This is a genomic window from Gottfriedia sp. OAE603, from assembly GCF_040543965.1.
Lineage (GTDB): Bacteria > Bacillota > Bacilli > Bacillales > Bacillaceae_G > Gottfriedia > Gottfriedia solisilvae.
Map to the genome: position 1 here is coordinate 3,404,170 of NZ_JBEUNN010000001.1, position 25,062 is coordinate 3,429,231.

Here is a 25,062-nt window from a genome sequence, read left to right on the forward strand (position 1 = left end):
ATTCACCCTTATCTATGTACTGATTTGCACCTTCCATCAGCTCTCTAAAACAGTGAGATAAGCACTACTTATATTCCCTTCATTGCTCAATTATTCTATTAACTATTAAGACGTAGCTACGGTCCTTATTAAGTATGTTTTGAATTATAGATGTTACTCTACTATTCTGTCAACAGTTTATTTCGATATAATATTTTTTCTGTACTGGAAAACAGTATACGTAGTAAACATCAACAGAGAAAAAAGGACTGATCAATTAAGATCAGTCCTCCAGTTTGTAGACAAAGTACAAAAACTAAGGTTCAGTCCTTTTAATATTAATTAGCTACGATATTTACTAACTTACCAGGAACAGCAATAATTTTTCGTACTGTTTTCCCTTCAACTTGCTCTTTCACAGCCTCATCCGAAAGTGCAATTTGCTCCATTTGTTCGCGAGAAGCATCTTTGGCAACTAGTAATTTTGCTCTTACTTTACCATTGATTTGTACGACGATTTCGATTTCATCTTCTACTAATTTCGCTTCGTCATAAGCTGGCCATGTTGCATATGCGATTGAGTCAGTGTGACCAAGTTTACTCCAAATTTCTTCACCAATATGAGGTGCAACTGGAGCTAACAATTTAATGAATCCTTCTACCATATCTTTTGGTAATTGTTCTGCTTTGTAAGCTTCATTTATGAATACCATCATTTGTGATATAGCAGTATTGAAACGAAGTCCTTCAAAGTCTTCTGTTACTTTTTTCACTGTTTGGTGATAAGTTTTTTCAAGATTACTTACTGTTATGCCTTCAACAATTTTATCTGAAATTTGATCGTTATCAGAAACAAATAAACGCCAAACACGGTCTAAGAAACGACGTGAACCATCTAATCCATTTTCTGACCAAGCAATCGAAGCATCTAACGGTCCCATAAACATTTCATATAAACGTAATGTATCTGCACCATGACTAGCTACGATATCATCTGGGTTTACGACATTTCCTTTTGATTTAGACATTTTTTCATTATTTTCACCTAAGATCATTCCTTGGTTAAATAGCTTTTGGAAAGGCTCTTTAGTAGGAACTACGCCTAAATCATATAGGAATTTATGCCAGAAACGAGCGTAAAGTAAGTGAAGTACTGCGTGCTCTGCTCCACCGATATAAACATCAACTGGTAACCAGTGTTTTAATAAATCTGCATCTGCAATCGCTTCACTATTTGTAGGATCGATGTAACGTAAGTAATACCAACAGCTTCCACCCCATTGTGGCATTGTATTTGTTTCACGACGTCCTTTTTTACCTGTAACAGGATCAACTACATTTACCCATTCTGTAATATTTGCTAATGGTGATTCACCAGTTCCACTTGGGCGAATATCATCAGTTTTTGGTAGAATTAGTGGTAATTCTTCATCAGGAACAACTGTCATTGTACCGTCTTCCCAGAAAATAACTGGAATTGGTTCACCCCAATATCTTTGACGAGAGAACAACCAATCTCTTAAACGATACGTAACTTTTTTCTCTCCAGATTTTGAAGAGTCTAACCACGCTAACATTTTTCCGATTGCATCCTCTTTATTTAAACCATTTAAGAAATCAGAGTTAACATGTTTACCATCGCCAGTGTAAGCTTCTTTTTGAACATCTCCACCTTCAACAACTTCAACGATTGGTAGGTTAAATTTAACTGCAAACTCGTGGTCACGTTCGTCATGTCCAGGTACTGCCATAATTGCACCAGTACCATAGCTTGCAAGTACATAGTCAGCAATCCAAATTGGAAGCTTTTCATTGTTTACAGGATTAACTGCATATGCTCCTGTAAATACGCCAGTTTTATCTTTAGCTAAATCTGTACGCTCTAAATCACTTTTTGATTTGATTGAATCAATATATGCTTCAACAACTTCTTTTTGCTCCGTTGTCGTAATTTTATTTACTAGATCATGTTCAGGAGCTAATACTAAATAGCTTGCACCGAATAAAGTGTCTGGACGAGTAGTAAATACAGTAACTTTTTCATCGTATCCATCAACTTTGAAGTAAACTTCAGCACCTTCAGAACGACCAATCCAGTTACGTTGCATTTCTTTTAAGCTTTCTGGCCAATCAAGTTCTTCTAAATCTTCTAATAGTCTGTCTGCATAAGCAGTTATTTTTAAAATCCATTGTTTCATAGGACGACGTTCAACTGGATGCCCCCCGCGTTCACTCTTCCCATCGATAACTTCTTCATTTGCTAAAACTGTTCCAAGTGCTGGACACCAGTTTACCGGAACTTCATCAACATACGCTAATCCTTTTTCAACCATTCTTGAGAAAATCCATTGTGTCCACTTATAGTAACTTGGATCAGTTGTATTAACTTCTCGATCCCAATCATAAGAGAAACCTAGAGCTTGAATTTGATTTCTAAATGTATTGATGTTTTTTTCAGTAAACTCTGCTGGATCATTTCCAGTATCAAGTGCATATTGCTCAGCAGGTAAACCGAATGCATCCCATCCCATTGGATGAAGTACATTATACCCTTGCATTCTTTTCATTCTTGATAAAATATCCGTTGCAGTATAGCCTTCTGGATGACCTACGTGAAGACCCGCACCAGATGGATATGGGAACATATCAAGTGCATAAAATTTTGGCTTGCTTGTATCGTCAGTTGTTTTAAATGTTTTATTATCTAACCAATACGATTGCCATTTTTGTTCAATATTACGATGATTAAAACTCATATTATTGCCTCCTTTTTAATGATTAAATGGCTCGGCTGGCGGTATCACAGGTATTTTTATAAAAATAAAAAAATCCTCCCGTCCCAAAAAGGGACGAGAGGATTTCCCGCGGTACCACCCAAATTAATGTATATATACATTCACTTGTTTCCGTAACGTGGAACACGACATTCATTACTTGGTAAAAAACCGTTCACAAATGTGGCTTATGGGCGAGTTCATGATAAGAAGGGATTGACTTTCACCAGCCGTCAACTCTCTAAACCTCTTCACTTTCATTACTATTCCCAATCATTGCCGATCATTTAGATTTAATTTATACCATTTTATTATAACCAAGGAAAAAGGTCAATTATACATTGCCTATTTTATGAAGCAACAGTTTGTTCTTGTGCATTTATAACCTTTTTTGCAAATTTTTCATACAGTACAGAAAAAATCATACTGATTACTAAGAAGAAAACCAATACAGTAAATAATATTTTCATACTAAATGTATCTACTACTGCTCCTCCAAGTAAAGGACCAATCATTCGCCCGACTGTACCAGCACTATTTACGATTCCTTGATACATTCCTAACTTATCCTTTGGAGCTAGCATATTTGCAATTGTTGGAACTGCTGGCCAAACAAACATTTCGCCAATTGTTAAAATAATCATTCCAATCATAAACATTGAAAACTGCTCTGCTGTACTGACAAGAATTGTGGAAGCAATAAAAAATCCAATTCCAAACAACATTTGCTTTCTCATACTTGTAACGTATTTTCGAATAATTGTTGATACAATTGGTTGAGCTAAAACGATCAACGCTCCATTTACTGTCCAAAGAAGACTATAATTTGTTAATCCAATTTTCAAGTTAGACATTTCAGAAGCAATTGTCGTCTGCCATTGAACATACACTAGCCAACATAGAACATAAGAACAACAAACAATTAATAAAGCCTTCATTGATGGAGTTAGAGAAAACTTAGGCTTATCTTTCCCAACACTATCCTCTACCTTTTCATCCTTTGTTATTTCCATATTTCTAAATCCAATAGCAGCTACGAAAAAGAAAATAATATATAAGATCAAATTAGCTGTGAAAATATAATTGATATCGAAATCCGCTACGATCCCGCCTAAAGCAGTACCAATTGCAACACCTAAGTTTTGAGCAACATACAGTGCATTAAACGCTTTACGTCCACCCTCTGGCCAAGCAGCCCCGACCATTGCATACATAGATGGAAAGACAATTCCTACACCGAAACCTAATGTGATTAAGAAAAAACTATAAAATGACCATGAATGATTTATGACTAAACCTAATATTGAAAGAAAAGTAATAATGATACCTGTTAGAATTGACTTGTATCCCCCAAATTTATCAAAAAGCCAACCTCCGAGCATATTACCAAAAACGCCAGCCAATGAGTTAAACATTAAAATAAGCCCTGCTACTGACAAGGACTTTCCTAAATGTTCATGTATATATATCGCATTGAATGGCCACAAAAAAGAATTTCCTGTTACGTTTAAAATCATACCTATTAATAAAAACCAGAGTTTTTTTGGCATTCTGTACTCCCCTTTAAGCCGACCCTTTTTCTCTATATAACTTATTTATTGTAGAGGAGAAAATGTAACCTTTCAACTAAAAAAATTGGGGAATATTTTTCCTTTTAATATTTACTTAATTCAAGATTTAAAAATTCTGTTAAGATTATAATCAGAATGAAAGAAAAGAGGTCTTAGAATGGCATCATCTTTTAAAATTACTAAATATATTACATTTATTATTTTGACAGTAATCTATTATTTTATCATGCAGTATTTTAATTTATTGCCACATGATACTACGATTAGTTTTATCGGATTTGGCATAATGAGTATTATTCCATTTGCAATATTAGCAGTATTGTTAATTATTGATTTTAAAAATTTCAAAGCACAAGTTAGCGTGATTGGAGTAGCACTAATCACCATACTCCTTTTCATTGTTATTATTGTTTTGAACTCAAGACTTGGTGATGCTAGCGCTTATCGAAATATGATTGGTAAAGTCGAGAAGAAAGAATTTGTGAAGGATATGAAGGTTGCTGATTTAGATCAAATTCCAATCGTTGATCATTCATTAGCATTAAACATGGCAGATAAAAAATTAGGTGAAGTTCCATCTCTAGGATCACAATCAGACATTAACCGCTTAACACTTCAAGAAGTTAACGGGGTCATGTATTATGTTGGTCCATTAGAACATACTGGATTCTTTAAGTACTATAAAAATAAAATTGGCACAAAAGGATATTTAATGGTGAATGCTAGTAATCCAGATGATGTAAAATTAGTAACAAATTTAGATGGAAAGAAAATTCATTTACGTTATTTAGATAGTGCCTATTTTGGTGACGATTTAATGAGATATGCATTCCGTCATAATAAAAATATTGGTTTAAAAGACTATACATTTGAAATTGATGATAACGGGAAGCCTTATTGGGTTATTTCAAAATTTGATTATCATAAAATCGGTGGTGCAGAAGAAATTTCAGGTGTGATGGTAATCGATGCTCAAACGGGTAATACAAAAGAGTATTCTTTAAAAAATGCACCAAGTTGGATTGAGCGCATGTACCCTTCTGATACGGCAGTCGAACATTTTGATGATTGGGGAACGCTGATTCATGGTTATTTTAATTGGAGTGACAGGGATAAAATTGCAACTACAGAAGGAATTAAAGCAATTACAAACAATGGAAAGATGTATTTCTACACAGGCGTTTCATCAGTTGGTAGAGATGAGAGCTTAAGTGGTTTTACATTAATCGATACAAGAACTGGACACACAACAATCTACAAAATTTCTGGAGCAACTGAAAAGGCCGGCATGACGTCTGCAGAAGGTAAAGTCCAACAATTTAGATACAATGCAACCTATCCAACCTTAATTAATATACAAAATGAACCTACTTATTTTATGGCTTTAAAAGACAAAAAAGGCCTTATTAAAATGTATAGTATGGTAAATGTAAAAAACTACAATATTGTAGGTACGGGAAATACCCTCCAATCAACACTAAATAATTATATTGAAGGATTAGCTATGAAAGGATCCTCTGCAAACTTAAAGGATTCTGATATGTATCAAGAGATTGAAGGTAAAGTCAGCCGAATCGGATTAACCTTAAAACAAGGTGAAAGTATTTACGATTTAATGCTTGAGAAAGATGGAAGGATTTTCTCTGTTTCAACAGAAATTTCCCGTGAAATTGCACTTACGAAAATCGGTGACCCAGTAAAGATTTCATTTATCAAAGTTGGTGACACGAGCTATATTCTAGCAAAAACATTTGATAATAAAGCAATTCAATAATAAATAAAAGAAACTGCCTTTTTCAGACTGCCCGCCAAACGCTTGCTTTCTTCGTTGCTTCGCCTGCTTGCGGTGCTCATTACCGTAAAAGGTAACTCCGCTTCTCATCCGGCTCCTGAGCCTCGAAAGACAAGCGTTTTCAATCAGTCTGAATCTCTTAGTTTTTGTACTTTGTCTACAAAAAGAAACTGCCTTAATTAGGCAGTTTCTTTTTTGAATTATAATAGTTACTGTTTCGATCTTTGCGGTTGACCTTTTTTAGCATTACTTTGTTTTACTTTATCTACTGCTGAAAGTTCTCCTGAGAACTCAGTAATTGTAGCGTTTTTTGTTTTTTGTTCTGGATTATTACTTTTTGAACGGTTCTTTGCCATATTATAGTTCCTCCCAAGATACATATATTCACGAGTGTATTCTTGCATTTGTTTTCACCCTCTACCTAGTGCGGAGTTATGATCATTTGATGCTGCAATTGGACTAGTTGTCTGCGTAAACGATTAAACTCGTCTCGATTCTCTTGATTTGCTAATCGCTCTACTTGCTCAAGCTGTTGAATAGCTTGTTCAAGTTGCAGCTGTGCGTCTGAGTACTCTATATCATTATAATGTTCCTGTTTCATACCCTCTTCTAATTGTTGTACTGCATAGTCATAGGCTGCTTTTGCCTGCTTCACTTGTTCTTGTCCGAATGCACGATCTGTTATTGGCAAGATATTTCCTCCTTCAGACTTTACAAAGTAATATAAATGGGCGGCTTTTGGCTACCTCAAGGATAGTGTCTCCACAAGCAAGCAAACAAAGTACAAATATTTGTTTACAATATAGAGAGGTTTTTCCATTTGGTTTTCTAATGAGAGCATGATAAAATCGAGAATAGTGACTTAAATTAAGGGAGGGATGAGGAAATGACAAATAATAATCCTTTTCCATATACAATAGATCATAAAAGATATCATTCGTGGAATTATCATTTAAGACAGCAATTCGGCGAAAAAGTATTTAAAGTTTCCATCGATGCTGGCTTTGATTGCCCAAACAGGGATGGTACTGTTGCGTTCGGTGGTTGTACTTTTTGTAGTGCTTCTGGGTCAGGTGATTTCGCAGGTAACCGTGCGGAAGACGTTGTTACCCAGTTCCATAAAATCAAAGATAGAATGCATGAAAAATGGCAAAATGGTAAGTATTTAGGATATTTCCAAGCCTATACAAATACGCATGCCCCAGTAGAAGTTTTAAAACAAAAATTCGAACCAATCTTAGAACAAGAAGGCGTTGTAGGTTTATCCATCGCAACAAGACCGGATTGTTTACCAGATGACGTAGTGGAATATTTAGCAGATTTAAATAAACGAACGTATTTATGGGTTGAGCTTGGATTACAAACAGTTCATGAAAAAACAGCAAATATTATCAACCGAGCTCATGACTACAAAACCTATGTTGAAGGTGTCGAGAAATTAAGAAAGCATAATATCCGTATTTGTTCACATATTATTAATGGCTTACCTCTTGAAACACCTGAAATGATGATGGAAACTGCTCTTGAAGTAGCGAAACTTGATATTCAAGGAATTAAAATTCATTTACTTCATCTTTTAAAAGGGACAGCTATGATGAAGCAATATGAAAAAGGTCTAGTTGAATTTATGAACTTTGATGATTATATCAAGTTAGTCGTTGACCAGTTGGAGATCATCCCAAGTGATGTAATTGTTCATCGAATTACTGGTGACGGCCCGCCTGATTTATTAATTGGTCCAATGTGGAGCTTGAAAAAATGGGAAGTATTAAATGCGATAGATCGTGAATTTGAGCGTCGTAATAGTTGGCAAGGTAAATTTGCAAAAAATCGAGTGCAATTAACATGATTTTAGAACGAATTCTACCATATGCTCGAAAACTTCTTCAATTAGCTGTAAAAGAAGGAGATATCGCCATAGATGCAACAGTTGGAAATGGTCATGATACAACTTTTTTAGCTAAGTTAGTTGGAGAAACCGGACATGTTTATGGATTTGATATCCAAGATTTAGCTATACAAAATACGACTGAACGTATTCAAAAAGACAATTTATCTAACCAAGTAACACTCATTCAGAAAAGTCATTCCCATGTACTTAATGAGGTACCAGATCATTTACATGGAAAAGTAAAAGGTGCAATTTTTAACTTAGGTTATTTACCTGGTAGTGATAAAACAATTGTCACTGTTCCCTCATCAACAATTTCTGCGATTGAACAAATTCTTGAAATAATGGCACCTGAAGGAATAATCGTTGTAGTGATCTATCATGGTCATGAAGGTGGAGAGATTGAAAAAGATGCATTGATGGAATATGTACAAATTATTCCACAGGATCAAGCACATGTATTAACATATCGATTTTTAAACCAAGCAAACAATCCACCTTTTATCGTTGCAATAGAAAAAAGAGGTTAACGTCTTAAACTGTCTAGTTTTATTACTAGACAGTTTTTTTATGTAATTATTATTTTTGAAAATTTTTCTTAAAAAGTTGGGCACTATAAGAAAATAATAATTTGCAAAGGAGTTTTTAGAATGAAAAAATTGATTCTAGCTAGTGTAATGGTAAGTGCTTTAACTTTTGGTACAATTTCAGTAGGTGCACAAGAGGTTGATTGGTCTAAATTCAATCCAAAACATAATGAACCACAACATCACGGACACCCCCACCATCATGATAATAAGCATCATGAACTGTTAAACAAGCATAAAAAAGAAGTTGTTAAATATATCTCTAATTATGTAAATCAACCAGAAGCAAATGTGAATAAACTTGTAAATGAACAAAAGATTGAAATGCAAAAACTGATCTTTGTAGCTGTTGTTTCTAAACTGTCAAATCAACCAATGGAAAATATTATCGCTGCTAAAAAGGAAAATAAATCATTTAAAGATTTATTAAGTAAATATAATATTGATCATGAACAATTTCATAATGAAATGAAAAGAGTTCATGGAGATCTTTTTACTAGAATTGCACCAAAAAACTAAACATAAAGCATATCTTCAATTTTGTTTTGAAGATATGCTTTTTTTGTAATTTTGAAAAGACTTGATATACTGCGAACAAAAATTTAAAAAGCAACTACCTCCATTTTTAATTACTCTTTAATATAATTGCCTCGCATTTTCATTTATTTAGCCAATTCATTTAACCATGAAAACTTTAAGTTTCTTTCGACTTTTTTCGACATAGCGCATTACAACTCAAATATTACTTTAAAATAAAATACCGTAATAATAGTTTGATTGTAATGAAAACGTTTTCTGCATGTAGTCTATTCGCATTATATGCAACAAACCCCTTATGACAAATTGATTATCTCTTTTCATTATTTCACAATATGAAAAAACGAACATTAGACAAGCTTCGAGTTGTAAATCGAAATATTTTTTAAAAACTTTGTCTAATTTTTTGTCTAATTTTTAAAATAAGTCTGAATTAAAATGATATACATACAGTCTTTTTGTACAGGTTTTAGCTCTACTTATTTATTTTAAATAATTTCAGAATTTTCAATCTAAAATCCTTTAACTGTACAAAATGTTGTATTAATTAAATTAAACGGAGGTGTATCAATGTCATCATTTTTCGTAAAACGAAAATACTTAGTTGTTGCTATCTGGTTAGTACTTGCGATCGCACTAAGTTTCTTATCCCCTTCCCTATCTTCTTTAGTTGAAGAAAAAGGAACATTAAAGTTACCCTTGAGTACGCAAGTAATGAAAGCCGAACAAATCCAACTTGATCATGACATGGATCCGAAGAACAAAAAGAGTTTTGCTATTGTTTTTTACAGTAATGAAACATTATCCGACTCAGATAAAGACGCTGTAAAAGATGTTGCAAGTAATCTTGAAGATAATAAAGATTCAATCGGTCTTGTTTCTGTATCTAATTCAATTGACGAACCCGCTTTAAAAAATACATTAGAATCAAAAGATGGAAAAACAATCTTATTATCAGGTACGTTAAATATTAAAGATAAAAATTTAACAACTCTGTACAAAGAATTACAGTCATTGTCAAAAGTTGATGGGTTAGACAGAATTGTAACAGGTAAGATTTTCGTTGATGAACAAGCTAATTTACAAAATGAAGAAGGACTAAAAAAAGGGATTATCATTGCTGGTATTCTTGCATTAGTTGCTTCGGTACTGATCACACGTAAACCACTTGTCGTAGTATCTGCTGTTGTTCTAACTTTAGTTAACTATTTGGTAAGCGCTTCATTATATAGCTTATTAGTAGATAATGGTCAGCTACCGATTACGAATATTGCCCCACTTACTTTGGGCTTATTCTCATTTTTACTGAGTATAATCGCTACCTTTAGTTTGTACTATCGTTATGCTGGAATTTTGTTTACCCAAAAATCGAATGAACACTCACTCATTTTTGCATTATCAAATAAACAATATAGTTTACTAGTTTCACATGCTGTTTTTACATTATTAAGTATTGGATTACTAAATACAACATTTCAAATCACAAAATCTTTAAGTGCATTAATTGTTTTAGGTGTCGTATCTTACCTTGCTTCAATCACATTTTTACCTAGCCTATTTGCTGTATTTGGAAAAACACTCTCTATTCCAAATGGCAAAACAACAGGATTTGTAGGTTGGCAAAACTGGAATAGCTTAGTGGTAAGAAGAGGTGGTATTTTTACTTTAGTAGCTTTAATCATCATTGCTCCGATTGTCGGACTATACCAACAAAAGATTGCTTATAGTACAGTAGATGGTCTTCCAAATGAAGATGCCGCTAAAGGATCAAGATTAGTTGCAAAAGAATTTGGTGAAGGTAAATCTACACCACTGAAACTTGTTATCGAAAATACTGTGCCATGGAATACAGTAACAGGCATGACTACTATCGAAGCATTATCACGTAGTCTTTCACAAATGGATGGAGTAGAATCGGTAAGAAGTGCTTCTCGTCCATTTAGCAGTGAATTAGACCCATTAATGCTTGTTACACAAGCTGCTACTTTAAAGGATGGTATTGGTAAAGGAAATGATGGAGTTAATCAAATTCGTGAAGGACTTCAAGGAGCAAAGGATGAATTAGAAAATTCTTCTCCTAAATTAAAAGAAGCAACTGATGGTATTGATCAGTTAGTTACTGGTACAACAAAACTTGAAACCGGTGTTGGTAAATTAGAAGATGGTTTATCACAAATTGAAAATGGTTTAAGAAAAGGTTCTGTTGGTGCTGGTCAACTACATGACGGCTTAGGAACTGCAAAAGATAGTACAAAGAAATTAATAGCAGGAAGTAAAGAATTATTAACAGGATACAAAACAATTGAGAAGAATTTTAAAACTCTTTATAACGGTGTTAGTGATATTAAAATGAACCTTGCTAAAATCCAAGCCGGTATTCAAGGTTCTCAACAATTAGCTGCAGGTCTAGGTAAAAAGTATCCTGAAATTACTTCAGATACATATTACAAAGAACTACAAGGTACGCTTAAACTGTTAGATGATAGTTTAACAGAATTCATTACAAAAGTAGGTACAGCTGAACACGGTGCGGGATTACTTTTAGCTGGTCTTGAAAAAGCTAATGCAGGTATGGGTCAAGTAGTAGATGGCCAAACAAAATTAGTTGCTGGTTTAGAAAAACTGTACGCTGGTATGGGTGAATTAGAAAATGGTATTGAAAGAGCTGCTGACGGTCAATCATTGGTACTTAAAAATGTTCCTCAAGTTACAAATGGTCTAGGTCAACTAAAGGATGGTCAAGTTCAATTAGGTGATGGTATTGGTCTATTCGTTGATAAAGTTGGCGAACTGAAAGATGGTTTAGGTCAAACTGTCGGTGGGTTAAATCAGATTTATGATGGCTTAAATAGTGCACAGGGCTATTTAGGTGGTTTAACAACAAGCTTTAATCCAAGTTTAACTGGTTGGTACTTACCTGAAGAAGCATTAAGTAAACCAGAATTCCAAAAAATCTTTGATAACTATATGTCAAAAGATTCATTAGTAACAACGCTTGATGTTACATTTGAAACAACTCCAATTTCTAATGAAGGCACTAATTTAGTAGATCAAGCTAGAAAAACTGCTCTTAAATCATTGAAAGATCAAGGCTTAGAAGCCGCTAATTTAGCTTTAGCTGAAGATCCTTCAACAGTATATAGTTTAAAACCAATTATTACTGATGATTTAAAATGGTTAATTACTTATTCATTAATTGCAACTGTTTTATTATTAACAATTGCATATAGAAATATTTTCTATTCTATTATTTCAATTGGTGCAGCGGCGATCGTTTATATCACTGGAAATGCTTTTGCAGAACAAGTATTTATCCGACATTACGATCAATTAGGTCTGAAATTCCTAGTTCCAATTTTTGCAATCTACTTAGTCTTTGCTCTTGCTTGTACTTTATTAGCTCACTTATATGTTAATTCTTCTTCTGACACAGAAGAAAAAGAAGCTTTATTAGCAGGTAATATCGCAAGTATGTTTGCTGTTGGAGTTGTAGGAAGTGCAATTTTTGCAGGATTGTTATTTAGTAGTAGTTACCTATTTGTTCAATCCGCACTTGCTTCCTTAGTTGGATTTATTGGACTTACTTTCTTGGTGATCCCTGTTCTATATCCTATTTTCTCGTCTAAATTATTTACAACGAACAAATCACATACTCAAGTAGTGGAGAATAACGTAACCCTTTCAGAATAAGAAAAAAAGGATAGTAATGCAGAAATAATATCTGCTTTACTATCCTTTTCTATTTTCATTAATTCGTTTTTATAAAAAATCAGTAAAACCATCCTCATTAACTATATTGTGAACGGCGCAGTTTCGCATCAAGTATAAGATTACCAAAAGGAATAAATGCGACAACAAACGCTGAAATTGCCCACATGAAAGACCATCTAATTTTAAATGTGACATATGTAATTGTTATGACATATAAAACAAAAAAGAAACCGTGAAGTGAGCCGACTAAAGTCACAATTTCAGGTAAACCTGCGAAGTACTTAAGCGGCATGGCAATAAATAATAATACGAGTAATGATAAGCCCTCAATTAACCCCATCAATCTAAACTTTCCTATTGGTGATTTTAGCATACAATCTCCCCCTGATTGAACCTACTGAAAACATTTAAAACAGTCCTATTTTTAACACTACCATAAATTATCAGTTTATTTTTATAAATATGTGGCAAATTATTTACAAATCTCATACGTACCACTGTTATCCATTTAACTACTAGGATTTATCAAACTATTTTTTCAAAGGCAATATAATGATTTTCGTTCAAACCTTCTTATAGCCCTCCTTTCTTCCATCCTTCCTCTTTTGCAATTCTATCTTGTATTACTATTCAATCTTCGTTTATACTATACATATAATATATTAATTGAATGCAAACCTTGGAGGAGCCTGTCACATTGGGATAAGTATGTCTTTTACTTATCTTAATGTGGCAGGCTCTTTTTACGTACTGAAATTAGATTGGAGGAAACATTAATGCTTTATGTTCAATTAGCTATCATATTAATTGCCTCTAAATTGGCAGGTGATGTTAGTACAAAATTTGGTCAGCCCTCTGTTTTAGGGAAACTACTAGTTGGAATTCTGATTGGACCAGCAGTACTTGGTCTTGTTACAGAAACTGATACTCTTCATCAAATCAGTGAAGTCGGGGTCATCCTTCTTATGTTTATAGCGGGATTAGAGACTGATGTGAAAGAATTTAAAAGATCATGGAAGGCATCAACTTATGTAGGAATTCTAGGGATTTTACTTCCGCTTTGTATTGGTTATTTATATGGAATGATGATTCATCTATCGAACTTTGAGGCTATTTTTCTAGGGCTATTACTTTCTGCTACTAGTGTCAGTATCTCAGTTGCCACATTAAAGGAAATGGGGCAATTAAATTCTAAAGAAGGTGCCACAATACTAGGAGCTGCGGTAATAGATGATGTTCTTGTCATTGTTGCTTTGGCCTTTGTTATGAGCTTTAGTGGCGGTGATGTAAATTTATCTCTTATGCTATTAAAGAAGTTCGCATTTTTTATCATTGCCATTTTAGTAGGTTGGAAAGTCGTTCCTTGGATTTTAGTAAGATTTACAAAATTAAATGTATCTGAAACATTAATTTCAGCTGCATTAATTATTTGCTTTGTCTTTGCTATATTTGCTGAAAAAACTGGGGTAGCTGCCATTATCGGAGCATATATCGCTGGCGTTTCTATCTCAGTTACTGATTTTAAACATGCAGTTGTTCAGAAGGTTGAGACGATATCTTACTCAATATTTGTACCTGTATTTTTTACGTTAATCGGTGTATCAGTTCAGTTTGCTGGAATCACTACTTCAATTCCGATGATCATACTACTAAGTCTGATTGCGATCGCAACGAAACTAATAGGAGGTGCGCTTGGTGCTAAGCTAGCTGGCTTTAATCGTAAAAGTTCCTTAGGAATCGGTTCAGCAATGGTATCTAGAGGTGAAGTTGCACTGATTATCGCATCAACGGGATTAGCAAACCATTTATTAACTGATAAAATGTTTTCAATCATTGTAATCGTTGTACTCATTACGACAATCGTTACACCTCTACTGATGAAAATGTTCTTCACAGAAAAAAGCACTGACCTAGAAATTTCTGCATAAAGAAAAGTGAAGCATTACACCGAATGCTTCACTTTTTTACTGTTTGATTTTAACTCTTTTAATTTAAAGTACAATTTTGCGTTTCCATAGAAAAAGAATGAAGTGAATCCACCATTTTTAACAATTCCTCTTCTAATCTTTTTCATTTCATCAGGACCTGCCATTTTTTTATCTGCTAAATAAATCCCAAGCAATCCTTGATAAATCATGCGGTGAAAACGATAATCTCTTAAGTTTTTTAATGATTCATCACTTTTCGTTGAAAAATATTCGATTCGATTTAACATGACGTCCTTGGATGGATAATAACTACAGAAGTTTAAATCTCCGCCATCTTCATCTTCTTTCTGATCAATTACATAATCAAGTAAAATATGTAACCCTTGAACATATGGAAAGTAGCTGTTGTATACTTGTTCAAATAAATCTTTAGAAATTTTTTCATTAAATGAATACGAAACTAAACAAAAAATACCTAGCGTTGAACCTGCACATGCAGAGAACTCATACCATTCTAAATCTGGAAGATCTGCTTGATAATTTTCAAACCAATTTGTAAGTCTTGGAACACGTTCATCCATCTTAACATGCTTATGTATTTGCAATTTACAGTAATAATCTGCTAATTGTATTAAATAATCTTTAATATCACCGTAATACTGTGATTGTCTCAAGCTTTGATGGCATTTCTCTACTAGCGCATTTAAATAGCCACCATCTTCCTGCTCATCTCTAAATCGGTAATATTGTTGCTCTGACTTCTGACAAGTAACTGCATCAATCATCGATTCGTGCAATGCTTCAAAATCCTTAGGATCAAGTGAAGTACTTCGGTCACATAAATTATCTAAGTAATCACTAATAGTTTGATAGGCAACTATAAATTCAATAATTGGTTTTATGTTTTTTTCAGAAAGTAATGCTAAAATTGCCCCACCCTCACAATGGAACGTTTTTGTATCAATACTCATTAATGCTTGTTTTCTTAGTTCTGGATCTGGAATTCTACTCGCAAATTTTTTCCAATAATCTAATTCTTGGTGCACTAAAGGGAATACATTTTTGTAAACCTTTGGCATTAATTGAACTGGATTTTTAGGTAGTGACATTTTTTCACTCCTCCCTATTTTTCATTAATTACAAGTTAGTTAAATAAGTTTATACTCAGTATATAGAATATAAATTATGGAGGCATAGTATAAGTATGATATTACCATATAACGGGAAGCAACCCCAAATTGATTCAACTGCTTTTATCGCTTCAAATGCAACAGTTACCGGTTCTGTCACAATTGGCGCAAAAAGTAGTGTATTCTTTGGAGCAGTTATTCGTGGAGATGTTAACGACACAATCATTGGAAATGGTGTGAATGTACAAGATTTATGTGTACTGCATCAAAGCCCTAACTATCCACTAATTTTGGAAGATGGCGTTACTGTAGGACATAGTGTAATCTTACATAGTTGTACTGTTCGTAAAAATGCATTGATTGGAATGGGATCAATTATTTTAGATGGTGCAGAAATTGGTGAAGGTGCAATGATTGGTGCTGGCAGTTTAGTTCCAGGTGGCAAAGTCATTCCTCCAAATACATTAGCATTTGGTAGACCCGCTAAAGTCGTACGTGAACTAACTAAAGAAGACATTGATGATATGAACCGTATTCGAAGAGAGTATGTGGAAAAAGGACAATATTATAAAAGCGTTGAGTCAAATCATTCACCGCAAAGCTAAGAGACTTTTTGATAAGTCTCTTTTTTATTTTATCGATTTTTATTTCATAGCTCGTCCAATCCAATGTGGAAATTCACCAAACGCTATTATAAGGTCTGTACAAAAAGAAAATTTGGTTTTCTTAACATTTTTTTACACTTTTACATTGTTCATTTACAAAAGGTTCTAATGAAATCCATATTCCTTTTTTATAATTAATTTACAAATAACACTTATAATGAGGGATGAAAAATGAGCGCAATTCTTCAAAAGATTTATACATTCGAATGCCAATTGTTTTATCGCGTTAATTCATTATTCCAAAAGCGTTACTTGAATTTATTTTTTAGTACAATTACTCATCTTGGTGGTGCAACTTTTTGTATTGTGTCGACGTTAATCCTATTAATCTTCTCCCGTAATGAATTACATCAGGCCTCTATTTTGAGTGCATGTACGTTAACACTTAGTCATATACCTGTACACTTTTTTAAAAAATTTTATCCACGTAAACGACCTTATTTAAAGTTAGAAGGAGCGTTTGTCCCAAAACAACCTTTAACTGATTATTCATTCCCTTCTGGTCATACAACAGCAATTGTTTCGGTTGCATTACCAATTATGATTTATATACCGATTACTGCAATGATCATACTACCTATAATCGGGTGTGTTGCTTTCTCCAGAATTTATTTAGGTCTTCATTATCCTACTGATGTTTTTTGTGGTCTTGTATTAGGTACATCTACCACATTTATCTCACATTTTTTGCTTTATAACTTATGAGGGGGAGAAACATGAAAATCGCAATTTTTACCGACACCTATGTTCCTCAAGTAAATGGAGTGGCAAAAACATTAAATCGTTTCACAAACTATTTAAACGAAAACGGCCATACTTTTCATGTATTTTCGCCTGAAGATTGTGGAGCTGGTTCTACCGAGAATGTAACAAGATTAAAAAGTGTTCCTTTTAAAATTTATCCCGAATGTAAAATATCACTTCCTAATTTCTCTAAAATAAAGAAGAAAATAAAAGAATTTAACCCTGACATCATCCATGTTGCTACACCTTTTACGATTGGTTTGTGTGGTATTCAAATCTCAAAAAAACTGAATATTCCATTAGTTGCTTCATACCATACTAATTTTGATCATTATCTTCATTATTATAAATTAACCTATCTAGAAAGCTTTTTATGGAAATATTTAGATTGGTTTCATCGATCAACAAAAAAAATATTTGTACCATCAAAAGATACTTTACATCACTTAAATACAAAGGGCTTCAACAATCTTTCAGTTTGGACCCACGGAGTAGATTGTTCATTATTTAAGCCCGCTGAAGATCAAGAAGAAATAAAACAAAAATATAATATTACCTCCAAATATACTATTTGCTTCGTTGGAAGAATTGCACCAGAAAAGGACTTAGATACACTTACAAATATTATGAAATATTCTAAACAACGATTTGGAAATCAGCTAACTTGGGTCATTGTAGGAGATGGGCCTAAAAAAGAAGAAATGATGAAAAAAACAGGAACAAACCAAATCATCTATACCGGGTATTTACAAAAAAATGAATTAGCTGAAATTTATAGTGTAAGTGATGTAATGGTATTTCCATCAGATACTGAAACCTTTGGTAATGTTGTACTTGAAGCAATGGCAAGTGGCACACCTGTAATCGGTGCAAATGCTGGCGGCGTAAAAAATATCATTAGAGATTATTCAACCGGTATACTTTGTGAACCGAAAAATACATTGTCATTTTGCAGAGCAATTGAAGATTGTTTACAACAAACCAATATGTTAGATCGTATGTCAAAAAAAGCAAGAGACTATGCATTAACACAAGACTGGAACAGCATATTAAATGCTTTAGTAATGGAATACGAGGAAATTGTCACTCCTACCCTCTCTCCTATACTTTTCACTCAAAAAGCCTGAATTTCTCGGGCTTTTTATTTTTCACTCTAAAAAAGTAACTAGCTCATGCTCTATACTAGAGGGTCTTTTCAAAAGGTTGTGTTTTTTTAGAATTTGAAATTTTGAAGCCAAAAGTTGATTACAACTGATATGCAAGACTCCTGTGGGAGATGCAAGAAGGCTAAAGACCCCACAGCCAACCGAGGAGGATCGACTTTCGCTCCACTAAAAAGGGAGTATCCTGGAGTTGTAATCAACTAACGCATTCCTTTGGATAACATAGTTGATTGAAGCGGAACGTCTGAAAAAGATAACTTATGTGAATAATGCATAATTCATAAACAAACAATACATAGGAACTAATTATCTTCGTTACTAGGAGGACTCATAAATGAAGTCATCATCAAACAATAATCATATTCAACTTCATGGTTTTAATAATTTAACAAAATCATTAAGTTTCAATATGTATGATATTTGTTTTACAAAGACAAAAGAAGAGCGAGAAGCTTATATCCAATATATTGATGATCAGTACAATGCGGACCGTTTAACAAAAATTTTAACAGAGGTTACTCATATTATTGGTGCACATATCTTAAACATTGCTAAACAAGATTATGATCCTCAAGGTGCTAGTGTTACGATTCTAGTATCAGAAGGTCCGGTTGATAACCCATCCTCTGAAACTTATTCTGAATCACCTGGTCCTTTACCTGAGCTTGTTGTAGCAGCTTTAGATAAGAGCCATATCACAGTCCATACATATCCTGAATACCACCCGGATGATGGCATTAGTACATTTAGAGCTGATATTGATGTATCTACATGTGGAGAAATTTCCCCACTAAAAGCATTAAACTATTTAATTCATCAATTTGATGCGGATATTATGACAATCGATTATCGAGTTCGTGGTTTTACAAGAGATGTTAGTGGATATAAATTATTTATTGATCATGATATTAATTCAATTCAAAATTATATTCCACATAAAATCAAAGACATGTACCAAATGATCGATGTAAATGTGTTCCAAGAAAATATCTTTCATACAAAATGTAAATTAAAGCAATTTGATTTAGATAATTATCTCTTTGGCTATACAAAAGAAAAATTGGATCAAAATGAAATTCAAGAGATAGAAGAGAAAGTTAAATATGAAATGGATGAAATCTTTTACGGGAAAAACCTTTGGAATGGTCCTGATGTGGAGGAAATTGATGGATCACAATAAAACACCGCTTTTAACAGAATTAGTCCGCTATGCTAAGGAGGATATCACTAGCTTTGATGTACCTGGGCATAAAAGAGGAAACTCACTTGAAGAGTTAAGAGAACTTTGGAGTGATATGGCTCTTAAAATGGATGTAAATTCTTCTAAGCGTGTGGATAATTTATCGCACCCAACCGGTATTATTCAAGAAGCTGAAGCGCTTCTTGCTGACGCATTTCATTCAGATCATGCATATATGTTAGTTAATGGGTCAACTTCAGGCGTTCAATACATGATTATGAGTGCCCTTGAACAAGGTGACAAGATCTTATTACCTAGAAATGTTCATAAATCTGCAATTAATGCCTTAATTTTAGCAGGTGCTAAGCCCGTTTTTATTGAGCCTGAAATCGATTATGACTACGGCATTGCAAATGGCATTTCAGTTAAAGCAGTCATGCACGCCCTTGACTTAAATTCTGATGTAAAAGCGATTTTAATTATTAATCCAACATATTTCGGTGCAACGTCTAATTTAAAAGAAATCATTGATGTTGCACATTCAAGAAGTATTCCCGTATTGGTTGACCAGGCACATGGTGCACACTTTTCATTTCATCCAGATTTACCAGAGAATGCTGCATTATTAGGTGCGGACCTCGTTACGTTGAGTTTACACAAAACAGGTGGAGCATTAACTCAAGCTTCAGTTTTACTACATAACGATGGGATCATTACGAAAAATAGAGTTCGATCAACAATTAATTTATTTCAAACTACATCTGCCTCTTATCTGTTAATGTGTTCGATCGACGTAGCGCGTAAAAAATTATATTTAGAAGGAAAAGAGCGTTTTGAAAAACTCCTAAACTTAACTAGAAAAGCAAAACAGCAAATAAATGAAATGAATGGCTTACAATGTATAACCCGGGAAACATATCGCAATGGTATTGGTGTTTTCGACTATGATGAATTAAAGCTTGTTGTAAAAGTGTCAGACTTAGGCATGTCTGGCTTCAAGGTATACGATATGCTGGCAGATGAATATAAAATTCAAATTGAACTCGCAGAGCCAAATGTAATTTTAGCCATCATTTCTCTTGGCGATAACGAGGAAACAATTCAAAAACTGTTAGATGCTTTACAGGACATTAGTGACAGGTTTTATGGAACATTACCAAAGTTAGATACTGACATTAGTGTCGCCTTGAAGAACCCAAAAATGGTGATGACACCACGAGAGGCGTATTATCATCCGAAACGGATTATCTCAATTCATGATGCAAGTGGTTTAATTAGTGGTGAATCAATCATGATTTACCCACCTGGCATTCCTTTATGTATACCAGGTGAGCTTATTTCCACAGAGCTTATCCAGCATTATTTATACCTAAAAGATGAAGGTACCATCACAATTAATGATGATGATGATCCATATGTAATAAAAGTTGTAGATAGAAGTTTGGAGGAAAACTTAATGGATTTATGGTATACAGAAAATCACCAGGAAGATACAAAGTTTTCAATTAAAGTGCAAGAACATATGCACTCAGAAAAAAGTGATTTTCAACAAATAGACTTTTTCAGAAGCGAAACATTTGGAACTTTTTTCACACTAGATGGCTATATGATGGTAACTGAAAAAGATGAATTTATTTATCATGACATGATTACCCACATTCCAATGGCAGTGAATCCAAAAATCAAAAAAGTATTAATTATTGGTGGCGGAGATGGTGGTACTGCACGCGAAGTATTACGTTATCCTTCAATAGAAGTCGTCGACATGGTTGAGATTGACGAAAGAGTTGTTCGTTTATGTCAGCAGTACCTTCCGTTGACCGCTTCACAATTAGACCAAGATAAACGCTTAACACTATACTTTGAAGATGGATTAAAATTCGTACAAGAAGCAGATGATGGCTACTATGACTTAATATTAGTAGATTCAACAGATCCAATCGGACCAGGTGAAGGACTCTTCACGGTAGCCTTCTATAACAACTGCAAACGAGTATTAAGTGAAGAAGGTATACTAATTAACCAACATGAAAGTCCGTATTACGAAAGCTACGCACATGAAATGAAACGAGCACATTCAAAAATAAAAGAAACATTCCCAGTTTCAAAAGTATATCAATTCCATATGCCTACTTATCCATCTGGGCATTGGCTATTTGGATTCGCATCAAAAAAATACGATCCGATTAAAGACATAAAAGTAGACGAATGGAATGCTCTAGGTATCGAAACAAAATACTATAATACTGATCTCCATGTAGGTTGTTTTATGTTACCTACATATGTGAGAAAACAATTAGATAATGCAAAATAAAAAAGAAAAAAGCATCTATATTGATGCTTTTTCTTTTTTTATCGTTAAAGTGTCTCATCGCTCTTTGTTCCATTTATTGTAAAGCTAGCCGAAATATTGGCATTTAATGAATGGGCTACTGAACAATATTTATCTTTCGAAAGTTTAATCGCTTTTCTAACTTTTTCAACATCTAATTCTCCACCTAAAATATAGTGAAGATGTATATCTGTAAATCTTTTAGGATGCTCATCTGCACGATCACCGCTAACCTCAACTTCAAACGAGGTTAATTTTAATCGCATTTTTTCTATTATTAGTACGATATCAATTGCTGTACAGCCTGCAACTGCATTTAATAATAGCTCCACTGGTGTTGGTGCACTATTTTCCCCACCTAGAGACTCAGCAGTATCCATCTTTAATTCATGCCCCGAAGGCGTTATTCCTGAAAAAGCTAATTTACCATCCCATTTAATACTTGTGTGCATGATCAAATCTCCTTTTTCTACAGATAAATAATATCTAATACTATTCTCAATTATTTTACTGTTTTCTTATATAGCTTGCTACTTTAGAATGCGTTAGTCGTTTTAAAACATAAAAAGCATCAATCTGTTAGAAAACATTTATTTTATCTATTCAATCAATAATAATGTGAAGAATCTTTAGATTTTTGAGTGCTTTCTTCAATACTTTTTGCTGCAACTACTGTTTCAAATTGTTCTTCATTAATATTAGCATTTTAATCTAATAATACTAAATAAACTGCTCTGAAAAATTTCGGTTACAGGACTAATATATGTTTTTCACTTATACCTGTTTTAAAAATCAACATATAATTCTCATATTCCAATACTATTGTTTAGTAAAAGACTTGTTCATCCTCTTTTTGATTTCATACAAAATTTATTGTTCATCATAATATGTCATATGGCTTTTTGATTGTTTATAATAAGACATCCTGTCCTGTAAAGTACCAGTATGAAATTCAAACTTATGTCCATCAGGATCTGTAAAATAGATGGACTTTTTATCTCGTTCATCTCTTTCGCGGCTGGTCAGTATGTTTACATTTAGTTTTAATAATTTCTCATACATACTGTCAAACTCATCTTCGTCTATCGAAAAGGCTATATGTGTATATGAATGAGCAATTTCATTTCTTGGAATATTTCTTTCTTCATTTAACGCAAGCCAGATTCCATTCATATCAAAATAGGCAGTTGTTCTTCCTTTTACTAGTAGTTTTGCATCAAAAACTTTTTGATAAAATTCAATTGATTTCTCTAAATCTGAAACCGAATATAGAAAATGATTAATACCTTTTATCCCCACTGTAATCACCCTCTTTAATTTTCATACATTGATCCTTGTTCAGCGAATACACTAAGTCTGTCAAACTCTTTGATTAATTCTTCTTCTCGAATGAACCGTACTTTCCTAGCAATTTCTTTTCCATTAAAGAAAAACAAAATTGCTGGTACAGTGAATACTTGGTACTGACCTGATAACTCAGGAACCTCATTTGCCTTTGTATGTAGCAATTTGATGCTAGGATACGCTTTTATGAGTTCTTCAACAAGTGGAAATACTGCATCACAAACAGCGCAATTTAATCCGCTCACAAAGATGATGGCACTTTTATTCTGTGTGATAAAATTTTCTATCTCTTGAAATTTCTTCATATTTTGACCTCTATTTTATTTTTTTTTGACCTGATAATCATCTAAAAATATTAGACTAAATGTTAGAACGATGTTGATTCATCATACAACTTCTTCGTCCTTTTTTTAAAATTCATTATTCTATTTACATAATTTTACCATAATGTATACTGAGACTTATAAGTTTGAAATTACATAAAAAGGAAAAATAGGAGGAGATCGCTATGTTGAATAGACCTGAGGCAACAGAATTCCCTGCCAACTTTAAAGGCTATATCGACCTTGTACCTGAAGGAAATTTAATTGACATTCTATTAAACCAAATTGATGAAACCAAAAAGTTCTGCCAGACACTTACTTCTGAACAGGGGAATTATAAATATGCAGAAGATAAATGGACGATTAAAGAAGTACTTGGTCATATGGCTGATACAGAACGTGTAATGAGCTATCGTTTATTAGCAATTGCTAGAGGCGAAACTGCTAATTTACCTTCTTTTGATCAAAACGTCTATGCTTCTAATACACAATTCAATGAACTAGAATTACACCAAATCCTATTTGAATTATCTAATGTTCGTCAATCTACCCTTTCCTTACTTTCAACACTTTCTAATGAATCTCTGCAAAAAATTGGTTCGGTTAATCATGCTCCAACTACTGCTCGAGCAATGGCATATGTAATTGCTGGGCATGAGCTTCATCATTTAAACATACTAAAAGAACGCTATATATAAAAGGAAATACCACCGTACATATTACGGTGGCATTTTTTATTTATTCAAATGATATATCCTTTGTTTCTTTTAAAATAGCGAATCTCCCGCCACCAAGTATATCATTATGATGATTAATGATTTGAGAGGCTATTAGCTTACCATTATCAAAAGTACTATGTGCATCTTTAACTAAAATATTGTTGTACCCTTTACTAAAGGCACTTCTTACAGTTGTATCTATGCAAAACTCAGTTTGCATTCCGACAATGACTAATTTTTCTATTTGTAGTTTATTTAGTTCTTCCTGAAGATTCGTCTGGTAAAAAGAATCACATGTTCCTTTTTGCACAACGATATCAGTTGAACGGGGTTTAATTCTCTGATGTATTTCCCAAGTTGATGAACCTTCTTTATATTCAGAATCGTCTTCGGTATGCTGAATATAAACAATCGGCATATTTACTTCTCTTGCTTTTTCAACCATGCTAGTAATATTATCTAGTACCTTTTCTTCATTATGTAGCTTAAAATCAGGATAAGTAAACATTGCATTTTGAACATCTACGACTAATAATGCTGTATGATCATTCATCTTACTGTAATAAGGAGTACATTTCCCCCTATTACACTCACCTCCGTCCTTCATTTTTATTAGGCTAAGCCAGAAAACAATACACAATCATATCATCTTACATAATTATACTTATTGAAAGCTTTTAATTGACGAATTA

22 protein-coding genes and 2 other annotated features (1 of these 24 only partly in view) are annotated in these 25,062 nt (G+C 33.5%); of the genes, 12 read left to right on the top strand and 10 right to left on the bottom strand.

Annotated features, from left to right (window positions below; translation table 11 throughout):
• Positions 1-92, bottom strand: a binding site (T-box leader) (it extends 143 nt beyond the left edge of the window).
• Between the two features lie 225 nt (positions 93-317).
• Both leuS and ABID96_RS17335 read right to left on the bottom strand, forming a co-directional pair.
• On the bottom strand, positions 318-2,735 hold the full coding sequence (gene leuS, locus ABID96_RS17330) for a leucine--tRNA ligase (protein ID WP_192603086.1): 2,418 nt from the start codon (positions 2,733-2,735) through the stop codon (positions 318-320).
• 86 nt (positions 2,736-2,821) lie between these two features.
• Positions 2,822-3,039: a binding site (T-box leader), on the bottom strand.
• Between the two features lie 64 nt (positions 3,040-3,103).
• Positions 3,104-4,303 (bottom strand): MDR family MFS transporter, encoded by a 1,200-nt coding sequence (locus ABID96_RS17335; RefSeq protein ID WP_192603087.1) that lies wholly within the window; start codon positions 4,301-4,303, stop codon positions 3,104-3,106.
• A 178-nt stretch (positions 4,304-4,481) separates the two neighbouring features.
• Between ABID96_RS17335 and ABID96_RS17340 the strand changes: the two genes are divergently transcribed.
• On the top strand, positions 4,482-6,098 hold the full coding sequence (locus ABID96_RS17340; RefSeq protein WP_192603088.1) for a cell shape-determining protein: 1,617 nt from the start codon (positions 4,482-4,484) through the stop codon (positions 6,096-6,098).
• A gap of 227 nt (positions 6,099-6,325) precedes the next feature.
• On the opposite strand, the gene ABID96_RS17345 is transcribed toward ABID96_RS17340, so the two are convergent.
• On the bottom strand, positions 6,326-6,472 hold the full coding sequence (locus ABID96_RS17345; protein ID WP_142283130.1) for a glycogen biosynthesis protein GlgD: 147 nt from the start codon (positions 6,470-6,472) through the stop codon (positions 6,326-6,328).
• A 65-nt stretch (positions 6,473-6,537) separates the two neighbouring features.
• A complete protein-coding gene (locus ABID96_RS17350; protein WP_088002995.1) occupies positions 6,538-6,801 on the bottom strand; it encodes a DUF2524 family protein in 264 nt (87 codons plus the stop codon).
• Positions 6,802-7,002: 201 nt separating this feature from the next.
• On the opposite strand from ABID96_RS17350, the gene mnmL reads away from it, so the two are divergent.
• The 4 genes from mnmL to ABID96_RS17370 all read left to right on the top strand — a co-directional run bounded on the left by mnmL (position 7,003) and on the right by ABID96_RS17370 (position 12,821).
• Complete coding sequence (gene mnmL, locus ABID96_RS17355) at positions 7,003-7,965, top strand: tRNA modification radical SAM protein MnmL/YtqA (RefSeq protein ID WP_088002543.1); 963 nt, start codon at positions 7,003-7,005, stop codon at positions 7,963-7,965.
• Positions 7,962-8,537, top strand: a complete 576-nt coding sequence (gene mnmM, locus ABID96_RS17360; protein WP_192603089.1) for a tRNA 5-(aminomethyl)-2-thiouridylate-methyltransferase MnmM — start codon at positions 7,962-7,964, stop codon at positions 8,535-8,537. Before mnmL ends, mnmM begins: the two co-directional genes overlap by 4 nt.
• Positions 8,538-8,657: 120 nt before the next feature.
• Complete coding sequence (locus ABID96_RS17365) at positions 8,658-9,113, top strand: hypothetical protein (protein WP_192603090.1); 456 nt, start codon at positions 8,658-8,660, stop codon at positions 9,111-9,113.
• Positions 9,114-9,701: 588 nt separating this feature from the next.
• A complete protein-coding gene (locus ABID96_RS17370; protein WP_192603091.1) occupies positions 9,702-12,821 on the top strand; it encodes an MMPL family transporter in 3,120 nt (1,039 codons plus the stop codon).
• 97 nt (positions 12,822-12,918) lie between these two features.
• Here the strand turns inward: ABID96_RS17370 and ABID96_RS17375 are convergent, their stop codons facing one another.
• Complete coding sequence (locus tag ABID96_RS17375; RefSeq protein ID WP_192603092.1) at positions 12,919-13,215, bottom strand: DUF3817 domain-containing protein; 297 nt, start codon at positions 13,213-13,215, stop codon at positions 12,919-12,921.
• Positions 13,216-13,618: 403 nt separating this feature from the next.
• Between ABID96_RS17375 and ABID96_RS17380 the strand changes: the two genes are divergently transcribed.
• Entirely contained in the window at positions 13,619-14,770 is a 1,152-nt protein-coding gene (locus ABID96_RS17380) for a cation:proton antiporter (protein ID WP_192603093.1), read from the top strand.
• Positions 14,771-14,784: 14 nt separating this feature from the next.
• On the opposite strand, the gene ABID96_RS17385 is transcribed toward ABID96_RS17380, so the two are convergent.
• Positions 14,785-15,879, bottom strand: coding sequence for a tetraprenyl-beta-curcumene synthase family protein (locus ABID96_RS17385; protein ID WP_192603094.1), 1,095 nt, complete (start codon positions 15,877-15,879; stop codon positions 14,785-14,787).
• Positions 15,880-15,974: 95 nt separating this feature from the next.
• On the opposite strand from ABID96_RS17385, the gene ABID96_RS17390 reads away from it, so the two are divergent.
• The 5 genes from ABID96_RS17390 to speE all read left to right on the top strand — a co-directional run bounded on the left by ABID96_RS17390 (position 15,975) and on the right by speE (position 21,966).
• Positions 15,975-16,505, top strand: a complete 531-nt coding sequence (locus ABID96_RS17390; RefSeq protein WP_192603095.1) for a gamma carbonic anhydrase — start codon at positions 15,975-15,977, stop codon at positions 16,503-16,505.
• Between the two features lie 231 nt (positions 16,506-16,736).
• Complete coding sequence (locus ABID96_RS17395; RefSeq protein WP_192603096.1) at positions 16,737-17,270, top strand: phosphatase PAP2 family protein; 534 nt, start codon at positions 16,737-16,739, stop codon at positions 17,268-17,270.
• An 11-nt stretch (positions 17,271-17,281) separates the two neighbouring features.
• Positions 17,282-18,436 (top strand): glycosyltransferase family 4 protein, encoded by a 1,155-nt coding sequence (locus tag ABID96_RS17400; protein ID WP_192603097.1) that lies wholly within the window; start codon positions 17,282-17,284, stop codon positions 18,434-18,436.
• Positions 18,437-18,806: 370 nt separating this feature from the next.
• Entirely contained in the window at positions 18,807-19,652 is an 846-nt protein-coding gene (gene speD / locus ABID96_RS17405; protein WP_192603098.1) for an adenosylmethionine decarboxylase, read from the top strand.
• Positions 19,639-21,966, top strand: coding sequence for a polyamine aminopropyltransferase (gene speE, locus ABID96_RS17410; protein ID WP_377896972.1), 2,328 nt, complete (start codon positions 19,639-19,641; stop codon positions 21,964-21,966). The genes speD and speE overlap by 14 nt, the downstream gene beginning before the upstream one ends.
• A gap of 44 nt (positions 21,967-22,010) precedes the next feature.
• Here the strand turns inward: speE and ABID96_RS17415 are convergent, their stop codons facing one another.
• The 3 genes from ABID96_RS17415 to ABID96_RS17425 form a co-directional block, all read right to left on the bottom strand.
• Positions 22,011-22,436 (bottom strand): OsmC family protein, encoded by a 426-nt coding sequence (locus tag ABID96_RS17415; protein ID WP_088002508.1) that lies wholly within the window; start codon positions 22,434-22,436, stop codon positions 22,011-22,013.
• A gap of 418 nt (positions 22,437-22,854) precedes the next feature.
• Entirely contained in the window at positions 22,855-23,283 is a 429-nt protein-coding gene (gene fosM, locus ABID96_RS17420; protein WP_192603099.1) for a FosM family fosfomycin resistance protein, read from the bottom strand.
• Positions 23,284-23,297: 14 nt separating this feature from the next.
• A complete protein-coding gene (locus ABID96_RS17425; protein ID WP_192603100.1) occupies positions 23,298-23,633 on the bottom strand; it encodes a thioredoxin family protein in 336 nt (111 codons plus the stop codon).
• A 203-nt stretch (positions 23,634-23,836) separates the two neighbouring features.
• Between ABID96_RS17425 and ABID96_RS17430 the strand changes: the two genes are divergently transcribed.
• On the top strand, positions 23,837-24,349 hold the full coding sequence (locus ABID96_RS17430) for a DinB family protein (RefSeq protein ID WP_192603101.1): 513 nt from the start codon (positions 23,837-23,839) through the stop codon (positions 24,347-24,349).
• 40 nt (positions 24,350-24,389) lie between these two features.
• Here the strand turns inward: ABID96_RS17430 and ABID96_RS17435 are convergent, their stop codons facing one another.
• Entirely contained in the window at positions 24,390-24,923 is a 534-nt protein-coding gene (locus tag ABID96_RS17435; RefSeq protein WP_192603102.1) for a cysteine hydrolase family protein, read from the bottom strand.
• Between the last annotated feature and the right edge of the window lie 139 nt (positions 24,924-25,062).